The sequence below is a fragment of the Hylemonella sp. GW821-FHT10B10 genome (assembly GCF_059415585.1).
In genome coordinates this window covers 178,328-196,219 of sequence record NZ_JBWKNN010000003.1, presented here as the reverse complement: position 1 = coordinate 196,219, position 17,892 = coordinate 178,328, and the positions used below count along the sequence as shown (strand labels likewise).

Genomic DNA, 17,892 nt, shown 5'->3' with positions numbered 1-17,892 from the left:
TCTATCGATACCGGAGTTGCCCATGTCCGAGCTGTATGGATCTGACGCCTACGCCCCGAGCGAAATCGCCCAGCGCATCGAATCGGTGGGCGTGACCAAAGCCAGGCTGGCCACACTGCCCCTGCTCATGCTGGGCGTTCTGGCCGGCGCCTTCATTGGCCTGGGGGCGATGCTGTCCGTGCTGGTAAAGTCCGATGCCACACTGGGCTTTGCCGCAGCGGCCATGGGCGGCGGCCTGGTGTTCTCGCTGGGCCTGTTGCTGGTGGTCGTGGCGGGCGCCGAGCTCTTCACTGGCAACAACCTGCTGGCCATGGCCTGGGCCGATGGCCGCATCAGCAGTGCGGAAGTGCTGCGCAACTGGGTGCTCGTGTGCGGGGCCAACTTCATCGGAGCGGCCGGCCTGGCTGTATTGGTGTTTGCCAGCGGGCACACCGATCTGAATGGCGGTGCTATCGGGCAACAGGTCGTGAAGATCGCCCTGACCAAGCAGGATCTGTCGCCTCTGCAGGCATTCTTTCGCGGCGTGCTGTGCAATGTGCTGGTCTGCATGGCCGTGTGGATGGCCATGGCCGGTCGCAGTGTGGTGGACAAGGCCGTGGCAGTGGTACCGCCCATCATGGCCTTTGTCGCCGCCGGCTTTGAGCACAGCATTGCCAATATGTACCTGATGCCGCTGGCCATGCTCTTGCAACACTTCGGTCCACTGGGCGCCACGACCCCGGTCACCTGGGGCGGCATGTTGGGCAATCTGCTACCGGTGATCGCGGGCAACCTGATCGGTGGCAGCGTGCTGGTGGGACTGGCCTACCACGTGATCTATCGGCGCAAGCCAGGAAACTAGGCACCCCAGCCGAACAGCACCGCCAGGCCCAGCACAAGGAAGATCCCCGCTGAGACCAGGTGCACCAGGCGGATCGGAATACGGCGTGTCATGCGCTCGCCCAGCCAGACCACCGGGGCATTGGCCAGCATCATGCCCAGCGTGGTGCCGGCCACAACCCAGGCCCAAGCCTGGTATTGCGCGGCCAGCATCACGGTGGCGATCTGGGTCTTGTCGCCCATCTCGGCAAGAAAGAAGGCGACCAGGGTGGTGCCGAACACACCCCAGCGCGGCACCCGCGAGACGTCGTCGTCGTCCATCTTGTCGGGTATCAGCATCCAGGCCGCCATGGCCAGAAAGGACAGGCCCAGGATCCAGCGCAGCCAAACCGGGCCCAGCACCGTGGTCACCCAGGCGCCCACGGCGCCAGCCAAGGCATGGTTAAAAAGGGTGGCGACCAGAATGCCCGCCACGATAGGCCAGGGCTTGCGAAAACGGACCGCCAGGATGAGGGCGAGCAGCTGCGTCTTGTCGCCCATTTCGGCCAGCGCGACCAGGCCGGTCGAAATCAGAAAAGCTTCCACCCGCTGATTCTATCTGTCGGGTTTCATGCCCCTTTTACCTTCCTTGGTGCGCGCATTGCACCTTCCTGGAGCGGTTTGGCCTGAATTTTGCTTGTCATTGGTGCATTTCCTAAAAACCCTGGTTTTCGCACCAGAAAAAAGCATTTTCTTCGGAGATCTCCTTATGGACGCACTAAAGCAGGGCGCCGACGCCCTGTTCATCCTGCTCGGCGCCATCATGGTTCTGGCCATGCACGCCGGTTTTGCTTTCCTGGAGCTGGGCACGGTCCGGCGCAAGAACCAGGTCAATGCCTTGATCAAAATCCTGGTCGACTTCTCGGTCTCCACCGTGGTCTATTTCCTGGTGGGCTACACCGTGGCTTATGGCACCGGTTTCCTGATTGGCGCCGACGAGCTGGTCGCTAAAAACGGCTATGAACTGGTGAAGTTCTTCTTCCTGCTGACCTTTGCTGCGGCCATTCCGGCCATCATCTCGGGCGGCATCGCCGAGCGGGCCAAGTTCTGGCCGCAACTGATCGCCACCGCCGCCATCGTGGGCCTGGTCTATCCCTTGTTCGAAGGCATCGCCTGGAACCAGAAGTTCGGCATCCAGGCCTGGATCCAATCCGTAAGCGGCGCGGAGTTCCACGACTTCGCCGGCAGTGTCGTCGTGCACGCCGTGGGCGGCTGGATCGCCCTGCCCGCCGTGCTGTTGCTGGGCGCGCGCTACAACCGCTACCGCAAGGATGGAGGCATCTCGGCCCACCCGCCCTCCAGCATTCCCTTCCTCGCACTGGGCGCCTGGATCCTGACCGTGGGCTGGTTCGGTTTCAACGTCATGAGCGCCCAGACCCTGGACAAGATCTCGGGCCTGGTGGCCGTGAATTCGCTCATGGCCATGGCCGGCGGCACGCTGGCCGCCCTGCTACTGGGCAGGAACGACCCGGGCTTCGTGCACAACGGACCGTTGGCCGGCCTGGTGGCCGTGTGTGCCGGCTCGGACCTGATGCACCCGCTGGGTGCGCTGGTGGTGGGCGGCGTGGCCGGCGCCATCTTCGTTTTCATGTTCACGCTGACGCAGAACAAGTGGAAGATCGACGACGTGCTGGGGGTTTGGCCCCTGCACGGCCTGTGCGGCACCTGGGGCGGCATCGCCGCCGGCATCTTCGGCAGCAAGGCCTTCGGCGGCCTGGGCGGCGTGAGCCTGGCGGGGCAACTCATCGGCACCGGGCTGGGTGTGCTCTGGGCCACGGCCGGGGGTTTCCTGGTCTACGGTGTGCTCAAGCTCTGTATGGGTCTGCGCCTGAGCCAGGAGGAAGAGTTCGACGGTGCTGACCTGTCCATCCACAAGATCGGCGCCACACCGGACCGCGAGGTCAACTGGTAGGGCCAGCGGCTCGCCTTGGCAGCAGCGATACGCAATCAGGGCGGCCTGGATACGACCGGTTTGTCGCATCCAGGCCCCGCTTTCCTGCAAATCCGGGGTCTGCGGGTATCCACTTGCTGGATATTTCAACGGGATCACGCATAATAGTTACGTACTGCTGTAAATCGGTGGTATTAAATTGCGGTGATTCGTCGGTTTTGCGTCTTCTTCAAGTCTTCAGTGCTTTGTTGCTCGCGGCTATCGGACTCCATCGCCTTAACTGAGTCTTTTTGAGGAGTCCCTTCATGGGCAACAAACTTTACGTGGGCAACCTGCCCTATTCCTTCCGTGATGAAGACCTGCAACGCGCCTTTTCCGCGCACGGCAGCGTGAGCAGCGCCAAGGTCATGATGGAACGCGACACCGGCCGCTCCAAAGGTTTCGGCTTTGTCGAAATGGGCAGCGATGCCGAGGCGCAGGCCGCCATCAGCGCCCTGCACGGCCAACAGCAGGGCGGTCGCGCCTTGGTGGTGAACGAGGCCCGTCCGATGGAAGCCCGCCCGCCCCGTAGCGGCGGCGGCGGTGGTGGTTATGGCGGCGGCGGCGGCGGTGGTGGTGGTTATGGCGGCGGCGGCGGTTACGGCGGCGGCGGCGGTGGCCGTCGCGAAGGCGGTGGCGGCGGTTACGGCGGTGGCCGCAGCAGCTACTAAGCTCTGATTTCCCCCCAAAAAGGACCCCATGCGGGTCCTTTTTTCATGGTTTTTCCTAGGCCAGGGCACCTTGTCTGAACAGGATTTCTGTGTCAATAATTAAAACGTGGCGGCTGGGAGGCTTGTCACAGGATTGCGGTGACCTGCCGAATTCGCATCGTCGATACACGAATTGATTGCGTTTCTGGGACTCCATCGCTTGTTTTCGGCTTTTGAGGAGTCCCTGCATGGGCAATAAACTTTACGTCGGCAATCTCGCCTATTCCATCCGCGACAACGACCTGGAACAGGCTTTCAGCCAGTTTGGCAGCGTGAGCAGCGCCAAGGTCATGATGGAACGCGACACCGGCCGCTCCAAAGGCTTCGGCTTTGTCGAAATGGGCAGTGATGCCGAGGCGCAGGCCGCCATCAACGGCATGAATGGCCAACCCCTGAGCGGCCGCAGCATCGTCGTCAACGAAGCCCGCCCGATGGAACCACGCCCCCCGCGCAGCGGTGGTTATGGTGGCGGTGGCGGAGGGGGGGGTTACGGTGGTGGCCGTCGTGAAGGCGGCGGGGACGGAGGCGGAGGTGGTGAGGGCGGTTTCCGCAGCCCCTACGGCAACCCGCGCGGAGGCGGGGGCGGCGGACGCCGCGGTTACTGATCCTGTCCGGATATCTTCAAAGGCCCCGTCAGGGGCCTTTTTATTGAGCCTGGCTAGGACGCCGGGGCGCGATGCTTGCGCGGCCGGCCTGCCAACAGGCGGTCGAACAAGGCATTGGGCAGGATACGCAGCAATTTGGCGGCCACGCCCATCTGCCAGGGAATGACCCGGTAGCTCACGCCAGCCTCGATCGCCCGAAGGGCACGCTCGGCAAAGGCCGGGGGCGACATGAGAAAGGGCATGGCATAGCGGTTCTGCCGCGTCAGCGGGGTGTCGATATAACCCGGGCAGAGCGTGACCACGCGCACGCCGCTGCCACGCAACTCACCTCGCAGGCTCTCGCAATAGCTGATGACACCGGCCTTGCTGGCGCAGTAGGCGCCATGGCCAGGCAAGCCACGGATGCCCGCCACGCTGGCGATGCCCACCAGGCGCCCCGAACCACGCTGCTGCATGGGCACGATGAAAGGATGGAACGTGGCCGCCAGGCCCACGTTGTTGACGGCAAAGGTCCGCGCCATGACGTCCAGGTCCTGTCTCTGAGCGGAGTCCATGCCCACGCTGATGCCGGCATTGGCCACCACCATATCTGGCAGGCCCTGCTGGGCCAGGCAGGCCTGCCCGGTTGCCACGATGCTCTGGACATCCGCCACGTCGGCGGCATACAGGCAATAGCGTGCACCATCGAGCTGATGGGTATCCGCCCACTGCTGCATCTCGTGCACACGGCGCGCCACCAGGGCCAGGTCATACCCGGCCTGATAGCACTGCCAGGCCAGGGCCTGGCCGATGCCGCTGGATGCCCCTGTGATGAAGACAAGTCTGCGCACCACAGCTTCCGCCATGTTCAGCGGTCCTGCGGCGCCTGCAGCGTGCCGCGCACCCGCCCCTTCAATTCCACCACCTGGTCGAAATTGCTGTAGTCCATGCTTTCGGCGGTGATGTGGTCGTTGCCCCGCGTCAGTGCCACCGGCTTGTGTGACTTGATGCGCTCCTCTTCCAGAAAGGCATGCAGGAATTCACCGTTGAAGCTCACGCGCGGCAACGTAACGCCCGCCCGGTCCACCGTGGCCTCGCGCACTACCTGCGCATCACCCATGAGCTGCACTTCGCTGGCGTCGTTGTTGGCCAGTGCGCGTTTGGCGGTGGCCACGGTCAGATGGCCGCGGCTGTTGAAGCTGCGGATACGCACCTGGTCGATCTCCAGCAGATCGGTGTGCGGATAGTGCCGCGCCTGCTCGCCATAGACCTCGCTCTTGAGTCGCCCGTCGGCATCGAAGGTCTTGATGGAGAAGCGCTCCATCATGTAGTCCGGGTCCTTGCGCAGGGGCTGCTCCGTCGCCCCGGGCTCCAGCAAGGGCGTGCTGCGCACCAGCCAATAGGTGCCCAGTGCCAGCAGGCCCATGAGCATGAGGGGCAGGTAGATCGACAGCCGGTCCCAGGCCAGGCGCACGATACGGATCACTGCGTGTACTCCTGCAGCAAACCGGCGTAACGACCACTGGCTACCAGCAGCAGGTCGCAGAACTCGCGCGCGGCGCCGCTGCCGCCGGCTGTTTTCGTCACATGATGCGCACGCGCCAGCACTTCGACATGGGCGTTGGGCGGTGCGCAGGCAAAAGCACAACGTTGCAGCACCGGCAGGTCCGGCCAGTCGTCGCCGATAGCGGCCGCCTGCGCCCAGTCCAGCCCCAAAGCTTGCAGCGTCTGCTCGGCGGCCGGCCGCTTGTCCTCGGTGCCATAGTGCACATGGCTGATGCCCAGGGCTTTAAGACGCGCGCGCAGCGCCGGGCTGTCCCGCCCGGTGATCACGGCCGGCGTGATGCCGGCACGCTGCAACAGCTTGAGTCCATGACCGTCCAGGGTATGGAAGCGCTTGAGGCTCTCACCCGTTTCACCGATATAAAGACCGCCGTCGGTGAGCACACCATCGACGTCAAAAAACGCAACACGCATGCCCTGCGCCAGCAGCAGCAGCTCGGGAGCAATGGCCAGCGCTGGTTGTCGGGCGTTCATATGACCTTGGCGCGCATCAGATCGTTGCTGTTCAAAGCTCCGCACAGGCGGCCCTCGCCATCGACCACCAGCACGCTGGTGATGCGGCGCTGCTCCATCATTTCGGCGGCCTCCACCGCCAACGCATCGTGCGCGATGGTCACCGGATTGGGGTGCATGAATTGCTGTGCGCTGCCTACGCGCACATCCACACCCTGTTCCAACAGACGCCGCAGATCGCCATCGGTGAAGATGCCCAGCACCCGGTCCATCCCATCAACGATCGCCGTGGCACCGAGGCCCTTCGCGCTCATCTCACGCATGATGACGCTGAAACCGGCTTCGGCACTTACCTTGGGCACGGCCTCACCCTGGCGCATCACGTCACTCACATGGGTGAGCAGCTTGCGCCCCAGCGAGCCCCCCGGGTGGGAGCGGGCAAAGTCCTCGGCCTTGAAACCGCGGGCATCGAGCAGGGCCACGGCCAGGGCATCACCCAGAGCCAACTGGGCCGTGGTGCTGGCCGTTGGCGCCAGGTTCAGGGGGCAGGCTTCTTTCTCGACCCCGGTATCCAGCACCAGATCGGCATGCAGGCCCAGGGTGGATTGGGGATTGCCGGTCATGGCGATCAGGGGCACGCCCTGGCGCTTGAGCACCGGAAGGATGGCCGTGAGCTCTTCGGACTCGCCGCTGTAGGAGATACCCAGTAAAAGATCGGCGGCCGTGATCATGCCCAGGTCGCCGTGGCTGGCCTCGGCCGGGTGCACGAACATGGCTGGCGTGCCTGTGGAAGCCAGGGTAGCCGCCACTTTGCGCCCGATGTGTCCGCTCTTGCCCATGCCCATGACCACCACGCGTCCCGGCACCTTGAGGATCAGGGCCACGGCCTGGGCAAAGGGTGCCCCGATACGCTGGCGCAAGCCGAGGACGGCCGCGGCTTCGATCTCGAGGGTTTCATGCGCGAGCCGGATGGCCCGGTTCGCATCCAGAGGCGGATATGCCTGCTTGCTTTCGCTCATGGAGCGATTCTATCGGGCGCGTACTGTCTTGCTAGTATCCGGGTATGACCGGGCTTGAACTGACTTTGATCTATCTGCTGGCTGCCGTACTGGGGGTGGTCGTTTTCCGCAGTCTCAAGCTCCCACCCATGCTCGGTTACCTGGTCGTGGGCGTGCTGATCGGGCCCAATGCACTGGCACTGGCGCAGAACTCCGAAGGCATCGCCCATCTGGCCGAATTCGGCGTGGTGTTCCTGATGTTCGCGATCGGCCTGGAGTTCAATCTGCCGCGCCTGCGCGCCATGCGGCGCCACGTTTTCGGACTGGGCCTGTTGCAGGTGCTGTTCACCATGCTGTGCACCATGGCCGGCGCCTATGGGCTGACCCTGCTGCTGCCCGACCAGTGGTCCATCAGCTGGCAGACTGCCCTGGCGCTCTCGGGGGTCATGGCCATGAGCAGCACGGCCATCGTGGTCAAGCTCATGGCCGACCGACTGGAGCTGGAGTCCGAACACGGCAAGCGCGTCATGGGCATCCTGCTGTTTCAGGATCTGGCCGTGGTGCCCCTGCTGGTGCTGATTCCCGCTCTGGGCAGCCCGGCCAATGAGCTGCTGGGCGCGCTGGGTTACGCGTTGCTCAAGGCCGTGGTGCTGCTGTCCCTGCTGCTGCTGGGCGGCCAGCGCCTGATGCGGCGCTGGCTGACCGCTGTGGCGCGCCACAAGAGCAACGAACTCTTCATGCTCAACCTGCTGCTGATCACCCTGGGCCTGGCCTGGTTGACCGAGTTGGCCGGTCTGAGCCTGGCGTTGGGCGCATTCGTGGCTGGCATGCTGATCGCCGAGACCGAGTTCAAGCACCAGGTGGAGACCGACATTCGCCCCTTCCACGACGTGCTGCTGGGTCTTTTCTTCATCACCATCGGCATGATGCTGGACTGGAGCATTGTCTGGCAGCGCTGGCCCCTGGTGCTGATGCTCATGGTGTCGTCCCTGCTGCTCAAGCTGGTGCTGATCACCGCCCTTACGCGTGCCCTGGGCGCCACCATGGGCGTGGCCCTGCGCACCGGCCTCTACCTGACGCAGGCCGGCGAATTCGGCTTCGTGCTGCTGACGCTGACGCATGAAAAGGGACTGATCGAAGCCGCCATGCTCAACCCCATCCTGGCGTCGATGGTGCTCTCTATGCTGGCCACGCCCTTCATCATCATGTACAGCAACCGCTTGGTCATGCGCCTGGTGTCCAGCGAGTGGCTGCAGCAATCGCTGCAGATGACCAGCATTGCACGTCAAGCCATCAGCACCAGCGGCCACGTCATCATCTGTGGCTATGGCCGGTGCGGTCAGAACCTGGCCCGCATGCTGGAGGGCGAAAAGATCCCCTACATGGCCCTGGACCTGGACCCCGACCGCGTGCGCCAGGCCACGGCCGCCGGCAATGCCGTCGCCTACGGCGACGCCGCTCGCCGCCAGGCCCTGATAGCGGCCGGCCTGAGCCGCGCCAGCGCGGTCGTCATCACCTATCTGGACGTGCAGGGTGCCCTCAAGGTGCTCGCCAATGTGCGCGAGCACGCGCCGCACATCCCGGTGATCGTGCGCACCCAGGATGACTTTGCGCTGGACCGGCTACGTGCTGCCGGTGCCACCGAGGTGGTGCCTGAAGCCATCGAAGGCTCACTGATGCTGGCCAGCCACGCCCTGGCACTGGTCGGTGTGCCCATGCGGCGCGTGATCCGCCTGGTACAGGACCAGCGTGATGCCCGCTACAACCTCCTGCGCGGCTATTTTCACGGTGCCGACGACAACGCCATTGACGAGGGCGGGCAGGAACGCCTGCACAGTCTGACCCTCCCTGCGGGTGCGCACGCTCTGGGCCAGAACCTGGGTGCGCTCGTGCCGCGACTGGCCGAGATCCGCATACTCAATTTGCGCCGGCGCAATGGCAAAAGCCTCTCTCCCGAAGCCGCCCTGACCCTAGAAGATGGCGACACGCTGGTACTCAGCGGATCCGCCGAGGCGCTGGCGCTGGCCGAGGAACAATTGCTGCGGGGCTGAGCCCCGCAGCTACACCGCGACCCTACTCAGGATCATCATGCAGGACTGGAACATCCACGAATACCTCCGCAGCCACATCCGCACCGTGCCAGACTGGCCCTCGCCGGGTGTGCAGTTCCGCGACATCACACCCCTGCTGCAGAACCCCAAGGTGTTTCGGGTCCTGATCGACGCCTTTGTCCACCGCTACATGGACCCTGACCTGCGCCCAGACGTGGTGGCGGGACTGGATGCGCGGGGCTTCATTCTGGGTTCGGTGATCGCCTACGAACTGGCCGTGGGCTTCGTGCCCATCCGCAAAAAGGGCAAGCTGCCCTTCACCACGGTAGAGGAAACCTATGAACTTGAATATGGCAGCGCCACGGTGGAACTGCACACCGATGCCGTCAAGCCGGGCGACCGCGTCCTGCTGGTAGATGACCTGATCGCCACCGGCGGCACCATGATGGCCGGCAAGAAGTTGCTGGAAAAGCTGGGGGCCCGGGTGATGGAGGGCGCAGCCATCGTCGACCTGCCGGAACTCAAGGGCTCAGCCCGTCTGCGCGAAGCCGGCCTGCCACTGTTCACGCTGCTTGATTTCGCCGGGAATTGAGGCGCGCTGCCGCGCCCACCGATCAGATCAGATCGCCGTACTGGGTCCGGCTCAGCGGCAGACGCTCCACCTCTTCCTCCATCCGGGTTTCCTCGAACTCGGTCGGGGGAAACTCGGTGGGAGCGAAGTCTGAGGACTGGGGCTTGCCCGGCGTGACCAGGCGGTCCTTGCTGCCTGTCGCCAGGGCCTGCTTGAAAGCATGGACCTCGTCAGGACGAATGGGTTCAAACCGGCGCTTGGACTGACCCGGCGCAGAAGGGGCCGGCGCTTCGGGAAACATGTCGCTGACCGTCGGTGCCGAGAGCGCCACGCCCAATTCGCTTTCGGGACGCGGCTTGCGCAACACGGAAGTGGCGGTCTTGGTTAGCTCATTGATGCGCCAGTACACCGCGCTCACGTCGATCTTGTGACGCATGCGCGCATTCTGGGTGACCACTTCCTCGATCTCTGCCAGTTGACCGATGTGATCGGCCATCTCCTTGGGCAGATCCATCATGATCAGGTACTGGCTGCCGCGTGAGTCGAGGGAGAGCACCTTGTACTTGTAGCTCGACGAGAGCATGCCCACACGCGCCATGGATTCGCGCACCACGGCGTACAGCAGCTCGCGACGTTCCAGCCGCATGGACTTGCGGTCCATGGCCTGTTCTTCATCCGGCGGAAGATTCGTCGGGCCCGCGTCCGGCACGGGGTTGACCTTGGCCGTCGATTTTTTCGAGAAGAGGTTGTCCAGTCGTCCCATTTTTCATTCCAATGTCGCTGCTTGCACAACACAGGGCAGACGGTCTGTCTGTGCCCCATATTTTCTTCCTAAATGCCTGAGCGTGCTTGCCCGCTGGTGCAGCCGGCGTAAGAAATTGTTTCTGGCCCCGGCCTTGCGAACGGTACGCCCATTTCAGCCCATTGACAACGTGGATGCTGCACCCGCAGCCGCCACTATTTGCCGATGCAGAAACGGGAAAAAATGACACCCAGCAGATCGTCCGATGTGAACTCGCCCGTGATCTCATTGAGCGCGTTCTGCGCCAGGCGCAGCTCCTCGGCCAGCAGGTCCAGCGCGTGGGCCTGGGCCGCCAGGTGCGCTGCGGCCATCTCCAGATGCGCCTGCACGCGCCGCAGGGCCTGCACATGACGCTCGCGTGCAATGTAGACACCTTCCGGCGCGGCCTGCCAGCCCACGGTCTCCAGCAGACGGCGGCGCAGCAACTCCAGACCGGCACCGGTCTTGGCCGAGAGGCTCAGGCCTTGTGCGGGCGCTGCTGCTGCGTCCGCCTTGTTCCAGACATCGAGCACCGGCACACGCGCCGGCAGGCGTTGCGCCAGGGTACGCGCGATCTCCTCATCCGCCTGGCGATAGTCGGGCCGGGTTTGGCGCGTGAGGTCGTGCAGGAAAAGCACCGCATCGGCCGCATCGATCTCAGCCCAGGCGCGCGCAATACCGATGCGCTCCACCTCGTCGCTGCTTTCGCGCAGACCCGCCGTGTCGATCACGTGCAGCGGCACGCCTTCGATCTGGATGGTCTGCTGCACTTTGTCGCGCGTGGTGCCAGGAATGGCGGTCACGATGGCCAGTTCGGCCCCGGCCAGAGCGTTGAGCAAGGAGCTCTTGCCAGCATTGGGTTGTCCGGCGATGACCACCTTGATGCCTTCACGCAGCAGGCTGCCCTGGCGGGCGTGCTGCAAGACGGCCGCCAGTTGGGCTTGCAAGCGGTCCAGCTGGCCGCTGGCGTCGGCCTTTTTCAGAAAATCGATTTCTTCTTCGGGGAAGTCCAGTGTGGCCTCCACCAGCATGCGCAACTGAATCAGCGCCTCACGCAACACGCCAATTTCCCTTGAGAACGCACCGTCCAGCGAGCGGCTCGCGCTGCGCGCTGCCGCCTCGGTACTGGCATCGATCAGGTCAGCAATGGCCTCGGCCTGCGCCAGATCGATCTTGTCGTTGAGGAAAGCTCGCTCGGTGAATTCACCGGGCTGTGCCAGGCGCAGGCCGGGCAGGGTGGCGCGTCCGCTGGCCGCATCCCCCAGCGCCGCCACCTCAAGGCAGCGGGCGAGCAGGAGTTGCATCACCACCGGGCCGCCGTGCACCTGCAATTCCAGGACGTCTTCGCCGGTGTAGGAGTGGGGCGCAGGAAAATGGATGACCAGGCCATGGTCAAGCGGCTCGCCGGCTGCATCGCGCAGAGGCAGATAGGTTGCGTGGCGCGGCTGCAGCGGGCGACCGCAAAGTGCTTGGGCAAAGGTGTCCAGGCCCCGTCCGCTGATGCGCACGATGCCCACGGCACCGCGGCCCGGCGCGGTGGCAACGGCAATGACGGGTTCCTGATGACGGGCCAGCATGGTGTGCCTATTTTGCAGCGGCGGCAGCTGCAAGTGAAAGGGCCGCTTGCGCGGCCCCTGTTTGTCTGCTTACTTGAACTTCGGCAAGTTGAACTGCGGCGGAACGCCCATGCGGGTGTTGATGATCCACTGCTGTGCAATCGACAAGATGTTGTTGGTCAACCAGTACAGCACCAGGCCAGCCGGGAAGAAGAAGAACATCACGCTGAAGATCAGCGGCATGAACCACATCATCTTGGCCTGCAGCGGGTCCGGCGGTGCCGGGTTCAGTGCCGTCTGCAACATGGTGGTCGCCGTCATGAGCAGGGGCAGGATGTAATAGGGGTCGTTGACCGACAGATCCTTGATCCACAGGATCCAAGGTGCGTTGCGCATTTCGACGCTGGACAGCAACACCCAATACAGGGCAATGAAGACCGGGATCTGGATCATGATGGGCAGGCAGCCGCCCATGGGATTGACCTTTTCCTCGCGGTAGACGCGCATCATCTCCTGCTGCATCTGCTGCGGCTTGTCCTTGAGACGCTCGCGCAGTTCGGTGATGCGCGGCGTGATGGACTTCATCTTGGCCATGCTGGCGTAGGCCTTGGCATTGAGCCAGTAGAAGGCAATCTTCAGCAGCACCACCAGCGCCACGATGGACCACCCCCAGTTGCCAATCAGATGCTCGAGCTTGTCAAGCAGCCAATACAGGGGCTTGGCCAGGATAGTCAACCAGCCATAGTCCTTGACCAGTTCCAGGCCAGGAGCGATGGCTTCAAGTTTCTTCTCTTCCTGCGGCCCGATGAAGAGGCGCGCCTCCACGGAACGGCTTGTCCCAGGAGCAATGGCTTCCAGCGGGGTGATCATGCCGACGGCGTACAGGTTGGTGTCGACCTTGCGCGCGAAGATGTCACGCTGCAAGCCCTCACCCAGCAGCCAGGCGCTGGCAAAGTAATGCTGCACCATGGCCACATAACCATTGGCCGATTGCTTGTCGAATTCGGCCTTGCCTTTTTCGATATCGCTGAACTCGACCTTGTGGTACTTCTTGGCTTCGGTGTAGATAGCCGGGCCTGTGAAGGTCGAGTAGAAAGAAGACTCTCCGGCTAGTTTGTTGCCATCGCGCACCAGTTGCAGGTACAGCTGCGGCGTGACCGGCGCGCCACTCTGGTTCTGCACTTCGTGTTTCACGTCCAGGACATAGCTGCCGCGCTTGATGGTGTAAGTTTTGACCAGCTTAACGCCGCCGACTTCGGGGGACTCGAACTTCAGTTGTAGCTCGTCCGCGCCATCCTTGAGTTCGCGTACGCCCGGCACGAGCTTCATGACCGTCTTGTGGGTCGGCAGATTGCCGCCCGCCGCGCCAGCGATCAGGCCGGTCTGGGACAGGTAGACGCGGTCCTTGCTTTCATCGAACAGCACGACACTGGTCTCGGGATGCTTCTGGTCGTGGTGTTTCAGAAATTCGGAATGGACCAGGGAGCCACCCTCTGTGTCGAAGCTCAGCTTCAGCACATCGGTGCTCAACTCCACCCGCTCGCGGGCTACCGGCGCTGGTGCGTCGGTTTTGGCGATGCGATCGCTGCTGTTGCCTGCGGGCGGCACGGCGGCGGGGACCGCCGCCACAGGTGCAGAAGCCGCAGCTTGCGGCGCCACCGTAGCGGTCTTGGCCGGCGGGCCCGGGAAGAAGGTGGCGGGTCGGCCATTATGGATCTGCCACTGGTCCCAGAGCAGGACCAGGGAAAAACCAAAAATCACCCACAGGATGGTGCGGCGAATATCGTTCATGAAGTCTTCTTTTCAGAGGGGGAAGTAATCAGGCCGCTCAGGAATCGCGGTTTGTGTGCCGGCACGGGATCATGCCCACCTTGGCACCAAGGGTGGCAGCGCAGTAGGCGAGCCGTCGTCAGGTAGCTGCCAGCCAGCGCGCCATGCTGGCGCAAGGCATCCAGCGCATAAAGGGAACAAGTGGGCTCGAAGCGGCAGGCCGAACCCAGCCAGGGGCTCAGCAAGAACCGGTAGCCCTTGACCAGGCCGATGAGCAGTTTGGCGATCATGCGGCCACCTTGTGCGACTGGGCAGCCTTGCTGAACAGCTGTTCGACCTCGGCGTGGACCGAGGCACGCAAGGCGTCCGAGGCGGCGCTGCGGAACTGCTGACGTTCGAAACCACTCCGCAGGCGCACCAGATAGACAGCGGCCGGCAACGCCGCCTCGTGCCGCGCGGCGATACTGTAAATCTGTCGCTTGATGAGGTTGCGCGTCACGGCACGACGTGCCCAGCGCTTGGGAACCATCGCGCCGAACCAGAGCTCGTCAACGGCAGGAAAAGGCGACGGCGAAGCTGGCGCGCTGGAACCCTCCCGGACCATGCGATGCATGACGAAATGCTCCGTCCGGGCAAATGAGGCGCATGCCAGCACGGCCTGGAACTGTTCCCGGGTTTTCAGCCGTCGCGCCAGCATGCTGCGCCGTCTAAAGCACTGCGCATCAGCCGTACTGGGCTCAGGCTGGACCGTGGGGCTTAGACAGCCAGGCGCTTGCGGCCCTTGGCGCGACGTGCATTGATCACGGCACGGCCACCACGGGTCTTCATGCGGACCAGAAAGCCATGGGTACGCGCACGACGGATCTTGGAAGGCTGGTAAGTACGTTTCATCTCGAAATCCTAGTGATAAGCGGTGGAGTTTTTCTGCCATGCGGATGGGGCCACCACAGTGCTGGCACACATCCCATGTCATGTCCCGCCGCATGTCCGTCACCTCGGTCTGCGCCTAGCGGCACATTCCGGGCGCGTCACAGGCCTCGGGGAAACCGCGAATTATCGCAAAATTTTCCAATGCTGGCAATGCCTTGGCTGTTTGAATGCGTGTTGCACATGAAGCCCGGGGATGATTTTCCAGCTTGTGGATAAATTCTTGATAATTTACAATTCGACCTTCTGGTCAGCATAACTATCCACAATAATCAACAGGCATGAGCGAGGGACAAATCAACGGGCAGCCGATCGGTATCGGCCAGGAAAGCGGGCAGGGGCTGTGGCAGGCCTGCGTCGATCAATTGGCTCAGGAGCTGCCCGAGCAGCAGTTCAACACCTGGATCAAGCCTCTGACCGCCCAGGTCGCCGAAGATTTTTCCCGTGTCACGCTGTTTGTTGTCAATCGCTTCAAGCTGGACTGGGTCCGGGCCCAATACAGCAACCGCATTGCTGCCTTGCTGGAAAAAGTGTATGGCCAGCCCATGCATCTTGAGTTGGCACTCACCCCCAGGGAAAATCAGTCCCGGCCGAAGGAAAGTCTGGTTGAGGCTGATGTTTTGCCGGCCGAGGAGTCCTACGCAGCGGGTGTCGAGCGGAACCCGCCAACCAACCGGACCCGCCTCAACACGGCGCTGACTTTTGAAACCCTGGTCGAAGGGACGGCCAATCGCATGGCCCGTGCCGCCGCCATGCATGTGGCCAGCTCACCGGGACAGCTGTACAACCCCCTGTTCATCTATGGTGGGGTCGGCCTGGGCAAAACCCACCTGATGCACGCCGTAGGCAATCGCTTGCTGGCCGAACGGCCCAACGCCAAGGTTCTCTACATCCATGCGGAGCAATTCGTTTCGGATGTGGTTAAGGCCTACCAGCGCAAGACTTTTGACGAATTCAAGGACAAGTACCACTCGCTGGACCTGCTGCTGATCGACGACGTGCAGTTCTTCGCCAACAAGGACCGTACCCAGGAAGAGTTTTTTAATGCCTTCGAAGCCCTTCTGGCCAAGAAGTCACACATCGTGATGACCAGCGATACCTATCCCAAGGGCCTGCTGGACATCCACGAACGCCTGGTCTCCCGTTTCGATTCCGGTCTGACCGTGGCCATCGAGCCGCCCGAGCTGGAAATGCGGGTGGCCATCCTGATCAACAAGTCCATCAGCGAAGGCACCGAGATGCCCGAGGAAGTTGCCTTCTTCGTGGCCAAGAACGTCCGCTCCAACGTGCGCGAACTGGAAGGCGCGCTGCGCAAGATACTGGCCTATTCACGTTTCAACCAGAAGGAAATCTCCATCCAACTGGCCCGTGAGGCCCTGCGGGATCTGCTGTCCATCCAAAACCGGCAGATCTCGGTGGAAAACATCCAGAAGACCGTGGCCGACTATTACAAGATCAAGGTTGCGGACATGTATTCCAAGAAGCGGCCGGCCAGCATCGCCCGTCCCCGCCAGATTGCCATGTACCTGGCCAAGGAACTGACCCAGAAGAGTCTGCCCGAGATCGGTGAGCTGTTTGGTGGACGCGACCATACGACCGTATTGCACGCCGTGCGCAAGATTTCGGGCGAACGCCAGCAATTGACCGAACTGAATCAGCAGCTGCATGTGCTGGAGCAGACCCTCAAGGGATAAAAAGGAGCACTACCGACTTTCGACACCCAAGTCCAAACCCTGGGGATAGTTCTGGCACAAGTCAGCACTTATCCACAAGCTAAGTCAAAAATGACAAGTTATGCAAGTCTGTGAGCCCACAACCGGGCAACACATCACAGGGTTGGAGAGCAGTCAAGTGCTTGATAAAAAAGGGGAAAATGGGCCTGTCCACAGAAAACGGTGCGCTCTACTACTACTACTAATTTGAAATAGAGAAAATAAAGAAGAGGTTGGCAACATGATCGTCCTGAAAGCAACGCAAGACAAAGTCCTTTCCGTATTCCAGTCCGTTTCGGGCATCGTGGAGCGTCGTCACACTCTGCCCATTCTGGCCAATGTGATGATTCGCAAGACTGGCAGCGCTCTGCAGTTCACAACCAGCGATCTGGAAATCCAAATTCGCACCACGGCTGAGCTCGATGGTGATGCCGGCAACTTCACGACCACCGTAGGTGCGCGCAAGCTGATCGACATCCTGCGTACCATGCCGGCGGACCAGACGGTGTCGCTGGAATCGAGCCAGAACAAGCTCATCCTCAAGGGTGGCAAGAGCAAGTTCACGCTGCAGACACTGCCAGCCGAGGATTTCCCCCTGGTGCAGGAGGCGGCCAATTTCGGTCCGGCTTTCAGCGTGCCGCAGAAGACACTCAAGGAATTGCTGAGCCAGGTTTCGTTCTCGATGGCTGTGCATGACATCCGCTACTACCTCAACGGCATCCTGTTCGTGGCCGAAGGCAAGCAGCTGAGCCTGGTGGCCACCGATGGTCACCGCCTGGCCTTCGCATCAGCCACGCTGGACGTGGAAGTGCCCAAGCAGGAGGTCATCCTGCCGCGCAAGACCGTGCTGGAAATGCAGCGGCTCTTGAGCGACACCGAAGGTGCAATCGAGATGCAATTCGCCAGCAACCAGGCTAAATTCAGCTTTGGTGGCATGGAATTCGTGACCAAGCTGGTCGAGGGCAAGTTCCCGGACTACAACCGCGTGATTCCGAAGAACCACAAGAACGCCATCACCCTGGGTCGCCAACCCCTGCTGGCCAGTCTGCAGCGCACGGCCATCCTGACCAGCGACAAGTTCAAGGGCGTGCGCCTGAACATCGATCCCGGCACCCTGCGCGTGGCTTCCAACAATGCCGAGCAGGAAGAGGCCGTGGATGAGCTGGACATCGATTACAGCGGTGACAGCATCGAGATCGGTTTCAACGTGACCTATCTGATCGATGTGCTGACGAATATGGAACAGGACATGGTCAAGGTCGAACTGTCGGATTCAAACAGTTCGGCCTTGGTCACCATTCCCGACAACCACAGCTTCAAGTACGTCGTGATGCCCATGCGCATCTGATCCTGAGCGAAGGTTCATGACCCGCGATGAACGTCAGGTTCATGGCGGGTCTGTTCATTCAAGAGTTTGAGTAGAGTTGA

The 17,892-nt window shown here is 62.4% G+C and carries 19 protein-coding genes; 8 read left to right on the top strand and 11 right to left on the bottom strand.

What is annotated here, in order from left to right; all coding sequences use genetic code 11:
- The first annotated feature begins 22 nt into the window (after positions 1-22).
- Positions 23-841 carry a formate/nitrite transporter family protein gene (locus AC07NT_RS14500; RefSeq protein WP_498599416.1) on the top strand — a complete coding sequence of 273 codons (819 nt, stop codon included), beginning with the start codon at positions 23-25 and terminating at the stop codon, positions 839-841.
- Here the strand turns inward: AC07NT_RS14500 and AC07NT_RS14495 are convergent.
- Positions 838-1,404: a TMEM165/GDT1 family protein gene (locus AC07NT_RS14495; protein WP_498599417.1), complete on the bottom strand. Its 567-nt coding sequence runs from the start codon at positions 1,402-1,404 to the stop codon at positions 838-840. The genes AC07NT_RS14500 and AC07NT_RS14495 overlap by 4 nt on opposite strands.
- Positions 1,405-1,567: 163 nt before the next feature.
- On the opposite strand from AC07NT_RS14495, the gene AC07NT_RS14490 reads away from it, so the two are divergent.
- The 3 genes from AC07NT_RS14490 to rbp (AC07NT_RS14480) all read left to right on the top strand — a co-directional run bounded on the left by AC07NT_RS14490 (position 1,568) and on the right by rbp (AC07NT_RS14480) (position 4,103).
- Positions 1,568-2,770, top strand: coding sequence for an ammonium transporter (locus tag AC07NT_RS14490; RefSeq protein WP_498599418.1), 1,203 nt, complete (start codon positions 1,568-1,570; stop codon positions 2,768-2,770).
- 284 nt (positions 2,771-3,054) lie between these two features.
- On the top strand, positions 3,055-3,459 hold the full coding sequence (gene rbp / locus AC07NT_RS14485; RefSeq protein WP_498599419.1) for an RNA-binding regulator: 405 nt from the start codon (positions 3,055-3,057) through the stop codon (positions 3,457-3,459).
- A 227-nt stretch (positions 3,460-3,686) separates the two neighbouring features.
- Entirely contained in the window at positions 3,687-4,103 is a 417-nt protein-coding gene (rbp, locus tag AC07NT_RS14480) for an RNA-binding regulator (protein WP_498599420.1), read from the top strand.
- Positions 4,104-4,156: 53 nt separating this feature from the next.
- Here rbp (AC07NT_RS14480) and AC07NT_RS14475 read toward each other — a convergent pair whose 3' ends face one another.
- Genes AC07NT_RS14475 through AC07NT_RS14460 form a run of 4 tightly spaced genes read right to left on the bottom strand, consistent with a single transcriptional unit; the run spans position 4,157 to position 7,117 of the window.
- Positions 4,157-4,948, bottom strand: a complete 792-nt coding sequence (locus AC07NT_RS14475; protein ID WP_498599421.1) for an SDR family oxidoreductase — start codon at positions 4,946-4,948, stop codon at positions 4,157-4,159.
- Positions 4,949-4,950: 2 nt separating this feature from the next.
- Positions 4,951-5,568, bottom strand: a complete 618-nt coding sequence (gene lptC, locus AC07NT_RS14470; protein WP_498599422.1) for an LPS export ABC transporter periplasmic protein LptC — start codon at positions 5,566-5,568, stop codon at positions 4,951-4,953.
- Positions 5,565-6,119 carry a KdsC family phosphatase gene (locus tag AC07NT_RS14465; RefSeq protein WP_498599423.1) on the bottom strand — a complete coding sequence of 185 codons (555 nt, stop codon included), beginning with the start codon at positions 6,117-6,119 and terminating at the stop codon, positions 5,565-5,567. Before AC07NT_RS14465 ends, lptC begins: the two co-directional genes overlap by 4 nt.
- Positions 6,116-7,117, bottom strand: a complete 1,002-nt coding sequence (locus AC07NT_RS14460) for a KpsF/GutQ family sugar-phosphate isomerase (protein ID WP_498599424.1) — start codon at positions 7,115-7,117, stop codon at positions 6,116-6,118. Before AC07NT_RS14460 ends, AC07NT_RS14465 begins: the two co-directional genes overlap by 4 nt.
- Positions 7,118-7,161: 44 nt before the next feature.
- Between AC07NT_RS14460 and AC07NT_RS14455 the strand changes: the two genes are divergently transcribed.
- A complete protein-coding gene (locus tag AC07NT_RS14455; protein WP_498599425.1) occupies positions 7,162-9,147 on the top strand; it encodes a monovalent cation:proton antiporter family protein in 1,986 nt (661 codons plus the stop codon).
- A 37-nt stretch (positions 9,148-9,184) separates the two neighbouring features.
- Complete coding sequence (locus AC07NT_RS14450) at positions 9,185-9,739, top strand: adenine phosphoribosyltransferase (RefSeq protein WP_498599426.1); 555 nt, start codon at positions 9,185-9,187, stop codon at positions 9,737-9,739.
- 22 nt (positions 9,740-9,761) lie between these two features.
- On the opposite strand, the gene AC07NT_RS14445 is transcribed toward AC07NT_RS14450, so the two are convergent.
- The 6 genes from AC07NT_RS14445 to rpmH all read right to left on the bottom strand — a co-directional run bounded on the left by AC07NT_RS14445 (position 9,762) and on the right by rpmH (position 14,716).
- A complete protein-coding gene (locus AC07NT_RS14445; RefSeq protein ID WP_498599427.1) occupies positions 9,762-10,481 on the bottom strand; it encodes a hypothetical protein in 720 nt (239 codons plus the stop codon).
- A 194-nt stretch (positions 10,482-10,675) separates the two neighbouring features.
- Entirely contained in the window at positions 10,676-12,076 is a 1,401-nt protein-coding gene (gene mnmE, locus AC07NT_RS14440) for a tRNA uridine-5-carboxymethylaminomethyl(34) synthesis GTPase MnmE (RefSeq protein WP_498599428.1), read from the bottom strand.
- 69 nt (positions 12,077-12,145) lie between these two features.
- The gene (gene yidC / locus AC07NT_RS14435) at positions 12,146-13,846 is read right to left on the bottom strand and encodes a membrane protein insertase YidC (RefSeq protein ID WP_498599429.1); all 1,701 of its coding nucleotides are present in this window, start codon (positions 13,844-13,846) and stop codon (positions 12,146-12,148) included.
- Positions 13,843-14,115 (bottom strand): membrane protein insertion efficiency factor YidD, encoded by a 273-nt coding sequence (gene yidD, locus AC07NT_RS14430; protein WP_498599430.1) that lies wholly within the window; start codon positions 14,113-14,115, stop codon positions 13,843-13,845. The genes yidC and yidD overlap by 4 nt, the downstream gene beginning before the upstream one ends.
- Positions 14,112-14,522: a ribonuclease P protein component gene (gene rnpA, locus AC07NT_RS14425; protein WP_498599431.1), complete on the bottom strand. Its 411-nt coding sequence runs from the start codon at positions 14,520-14,522 to the stop codon at positions 14,112-14,114. Before rnpA ends, yidD begins: the two co-directional genes overlap by 4 nt.
- Positions 14,523-14,581: 59 nt before the next feature.
- The gene (gene rpmH, locus AC07NT_RS14420; RefSeq protein WP_006299042.1) at positions 14,582-14,716 is read right to left on the bottom strand and encodes a 50S ribosomal protein L34; all 135 of its coding nucleotides are present in this window, start codon (positions 14,714-14,716) and stop codon (positions 14,582-14,584) included.
- A 317-nt stretch (positions 14,717-15,033) separates the two neighbouring features.
- On the opposite strand from rpmH, the gene dnaA reads away from it, so the two are divergent.
- Together dnaA and dnaN are read left to right on the top strand one after the other, a co-directional pair.
- A complete protein-coding gene (gene dnaA, locus AC07NT_RS14415; RefSeq protein ID WP_498599432.1) occupies positions 15,034-16,446 on the top strand; it encodes a chromosomal replication initiator protein DnaA in 1,413 nt (470 codons plus the stop codon).
- Positions 16,447-16,705: 259 nt separating this feature from the next.
- Positions 16,706-17,812, top strand: a complete 1,107-nt coding sequence (dnaN, locus tag AC07NT_RS14410; protein WP_498599433.1) for a DNA polymerase III subunit beta — start codon at positions 16,706-16,708, stop codon at positions 17,810-17,812.
- Positions 17,813-17,892: the final 80 nt, after the last annotated feature.

Bases quoted from the DNA above. Each gene is read 5' to 3' on its own strand.
- rbp (WP_498599420.1), top strand. From the start codon at position 3,687: ATGGGCAATAAACTTTACGTCGGCAATCTCGCCTATTCCATCCGCGAC.
- AC07NT_RS14460 (WP_498599424.1), bottom strand. From the start codon at position 7,117: ATGAGCGAAAGCAAGCAGGCATATCCGCCTCTGGATGCGAACCGGGCC.
- mnmE (WP_498599428.1), bottom strand. From the start codon at position 12,076: ATGCTGGCCCGTCATCAGGAACCCGTCATTGCCGTTGCCACCGCGCCG.
- AC07NT_RS14450 (WP_498599426.1), top strand. From the start codon at position 9,185: ATGCAGGACTGGAACATCCACGAATACCTCCGCAGCCACATCCGCACC.
- dnaA (WP_498599432.1), top strand. From the start codon at position 15,034: ATGAGCGAGGGACAAATCAACGGGCAGCCGATCGGTATCGGCCAGGAA.
- rbp (WP_498599419.1), top strand. From the start codon at position 3,055: ATGGGCAACAAACTTTACGTGGGCAACCTGCCCTATTCCTTCCGTGAT.
- yidD (WP_498599430.1), bottom strand. From the start codon at position 14,115: ATGATCGCCAAACTGCTCATCGGCCTGGTCAAGGGCTACCGGTTCTTG.
- AC07NT_RS14490 (WP_498599418.1), top strand. From the start codon at position 1,568: ATGGACGCACTAAAGCAGGGCGCCGACGCCCTGTTCATCCTGCTCGGC.
- AC07NT_RS14455 (WP_498599425.1), top strand. From the start codon at position 7,162: ATGACCGGGCTTGAACTGACTTTGATCTATCTGCTGGCTGCCGTACTG.
- dnaN (WP_498599433.1), top strand. From the start codon at position 16,706: ATGATCGTCCTGAAAGCAACGCAAGACAAAGTCCTTTCCGTATTCCAG.
- rnpA (WP_498599431.1), bottom strand. From the start codon at position 14,522: ATGCTGGCGCGACGGCTGAAAACCCGGGAACAGTTCCAGGCCGTGCTG.
- AC07NT_RS14465 (WP_498599423.1), bottom strand. From the start codon at position 6,119: ATGAACGCCCGACAACCAGCGCTGGCCATTGCTCCCGAGCTGCTGCTG.
- AC07NT_RS14475 (WP_498599421.1), bottom strand. From the start codon at position 4,948: ATGGCGGAAGCTGTGGTGCGCAGACTTGTCTTCATCACAGGGGCATCC.
- yidC (WP_498599429.1), bottom strand. From the start codon at position 13,846: ATGAACGATATTCGCCGCACCATCCTGTGGGTGATTTTTGGTTTTTCC.
- rpmH (WP_006299042.1), bottom strand. From the start codon at position 14,716: ATGAAACGTACTTACCAGCCTTCCAAGATCCGTCGTGCGCGTACCCAT.
- AC07NT_RS14500 (WP_498599416.1), top strand. From the start codon at position 23: ATGTCCGAGCTGTATGGATCTGACGCCTACGCCCCGAGCGAAATCGCC.
- AC07NT_RS14445 (WP_498599427.1), bottom strand. From the start codon at position 10,481: ATGGGACGACTGGACAACCTCTTCTCGAAAAAATCGACGGCCAAGGTC.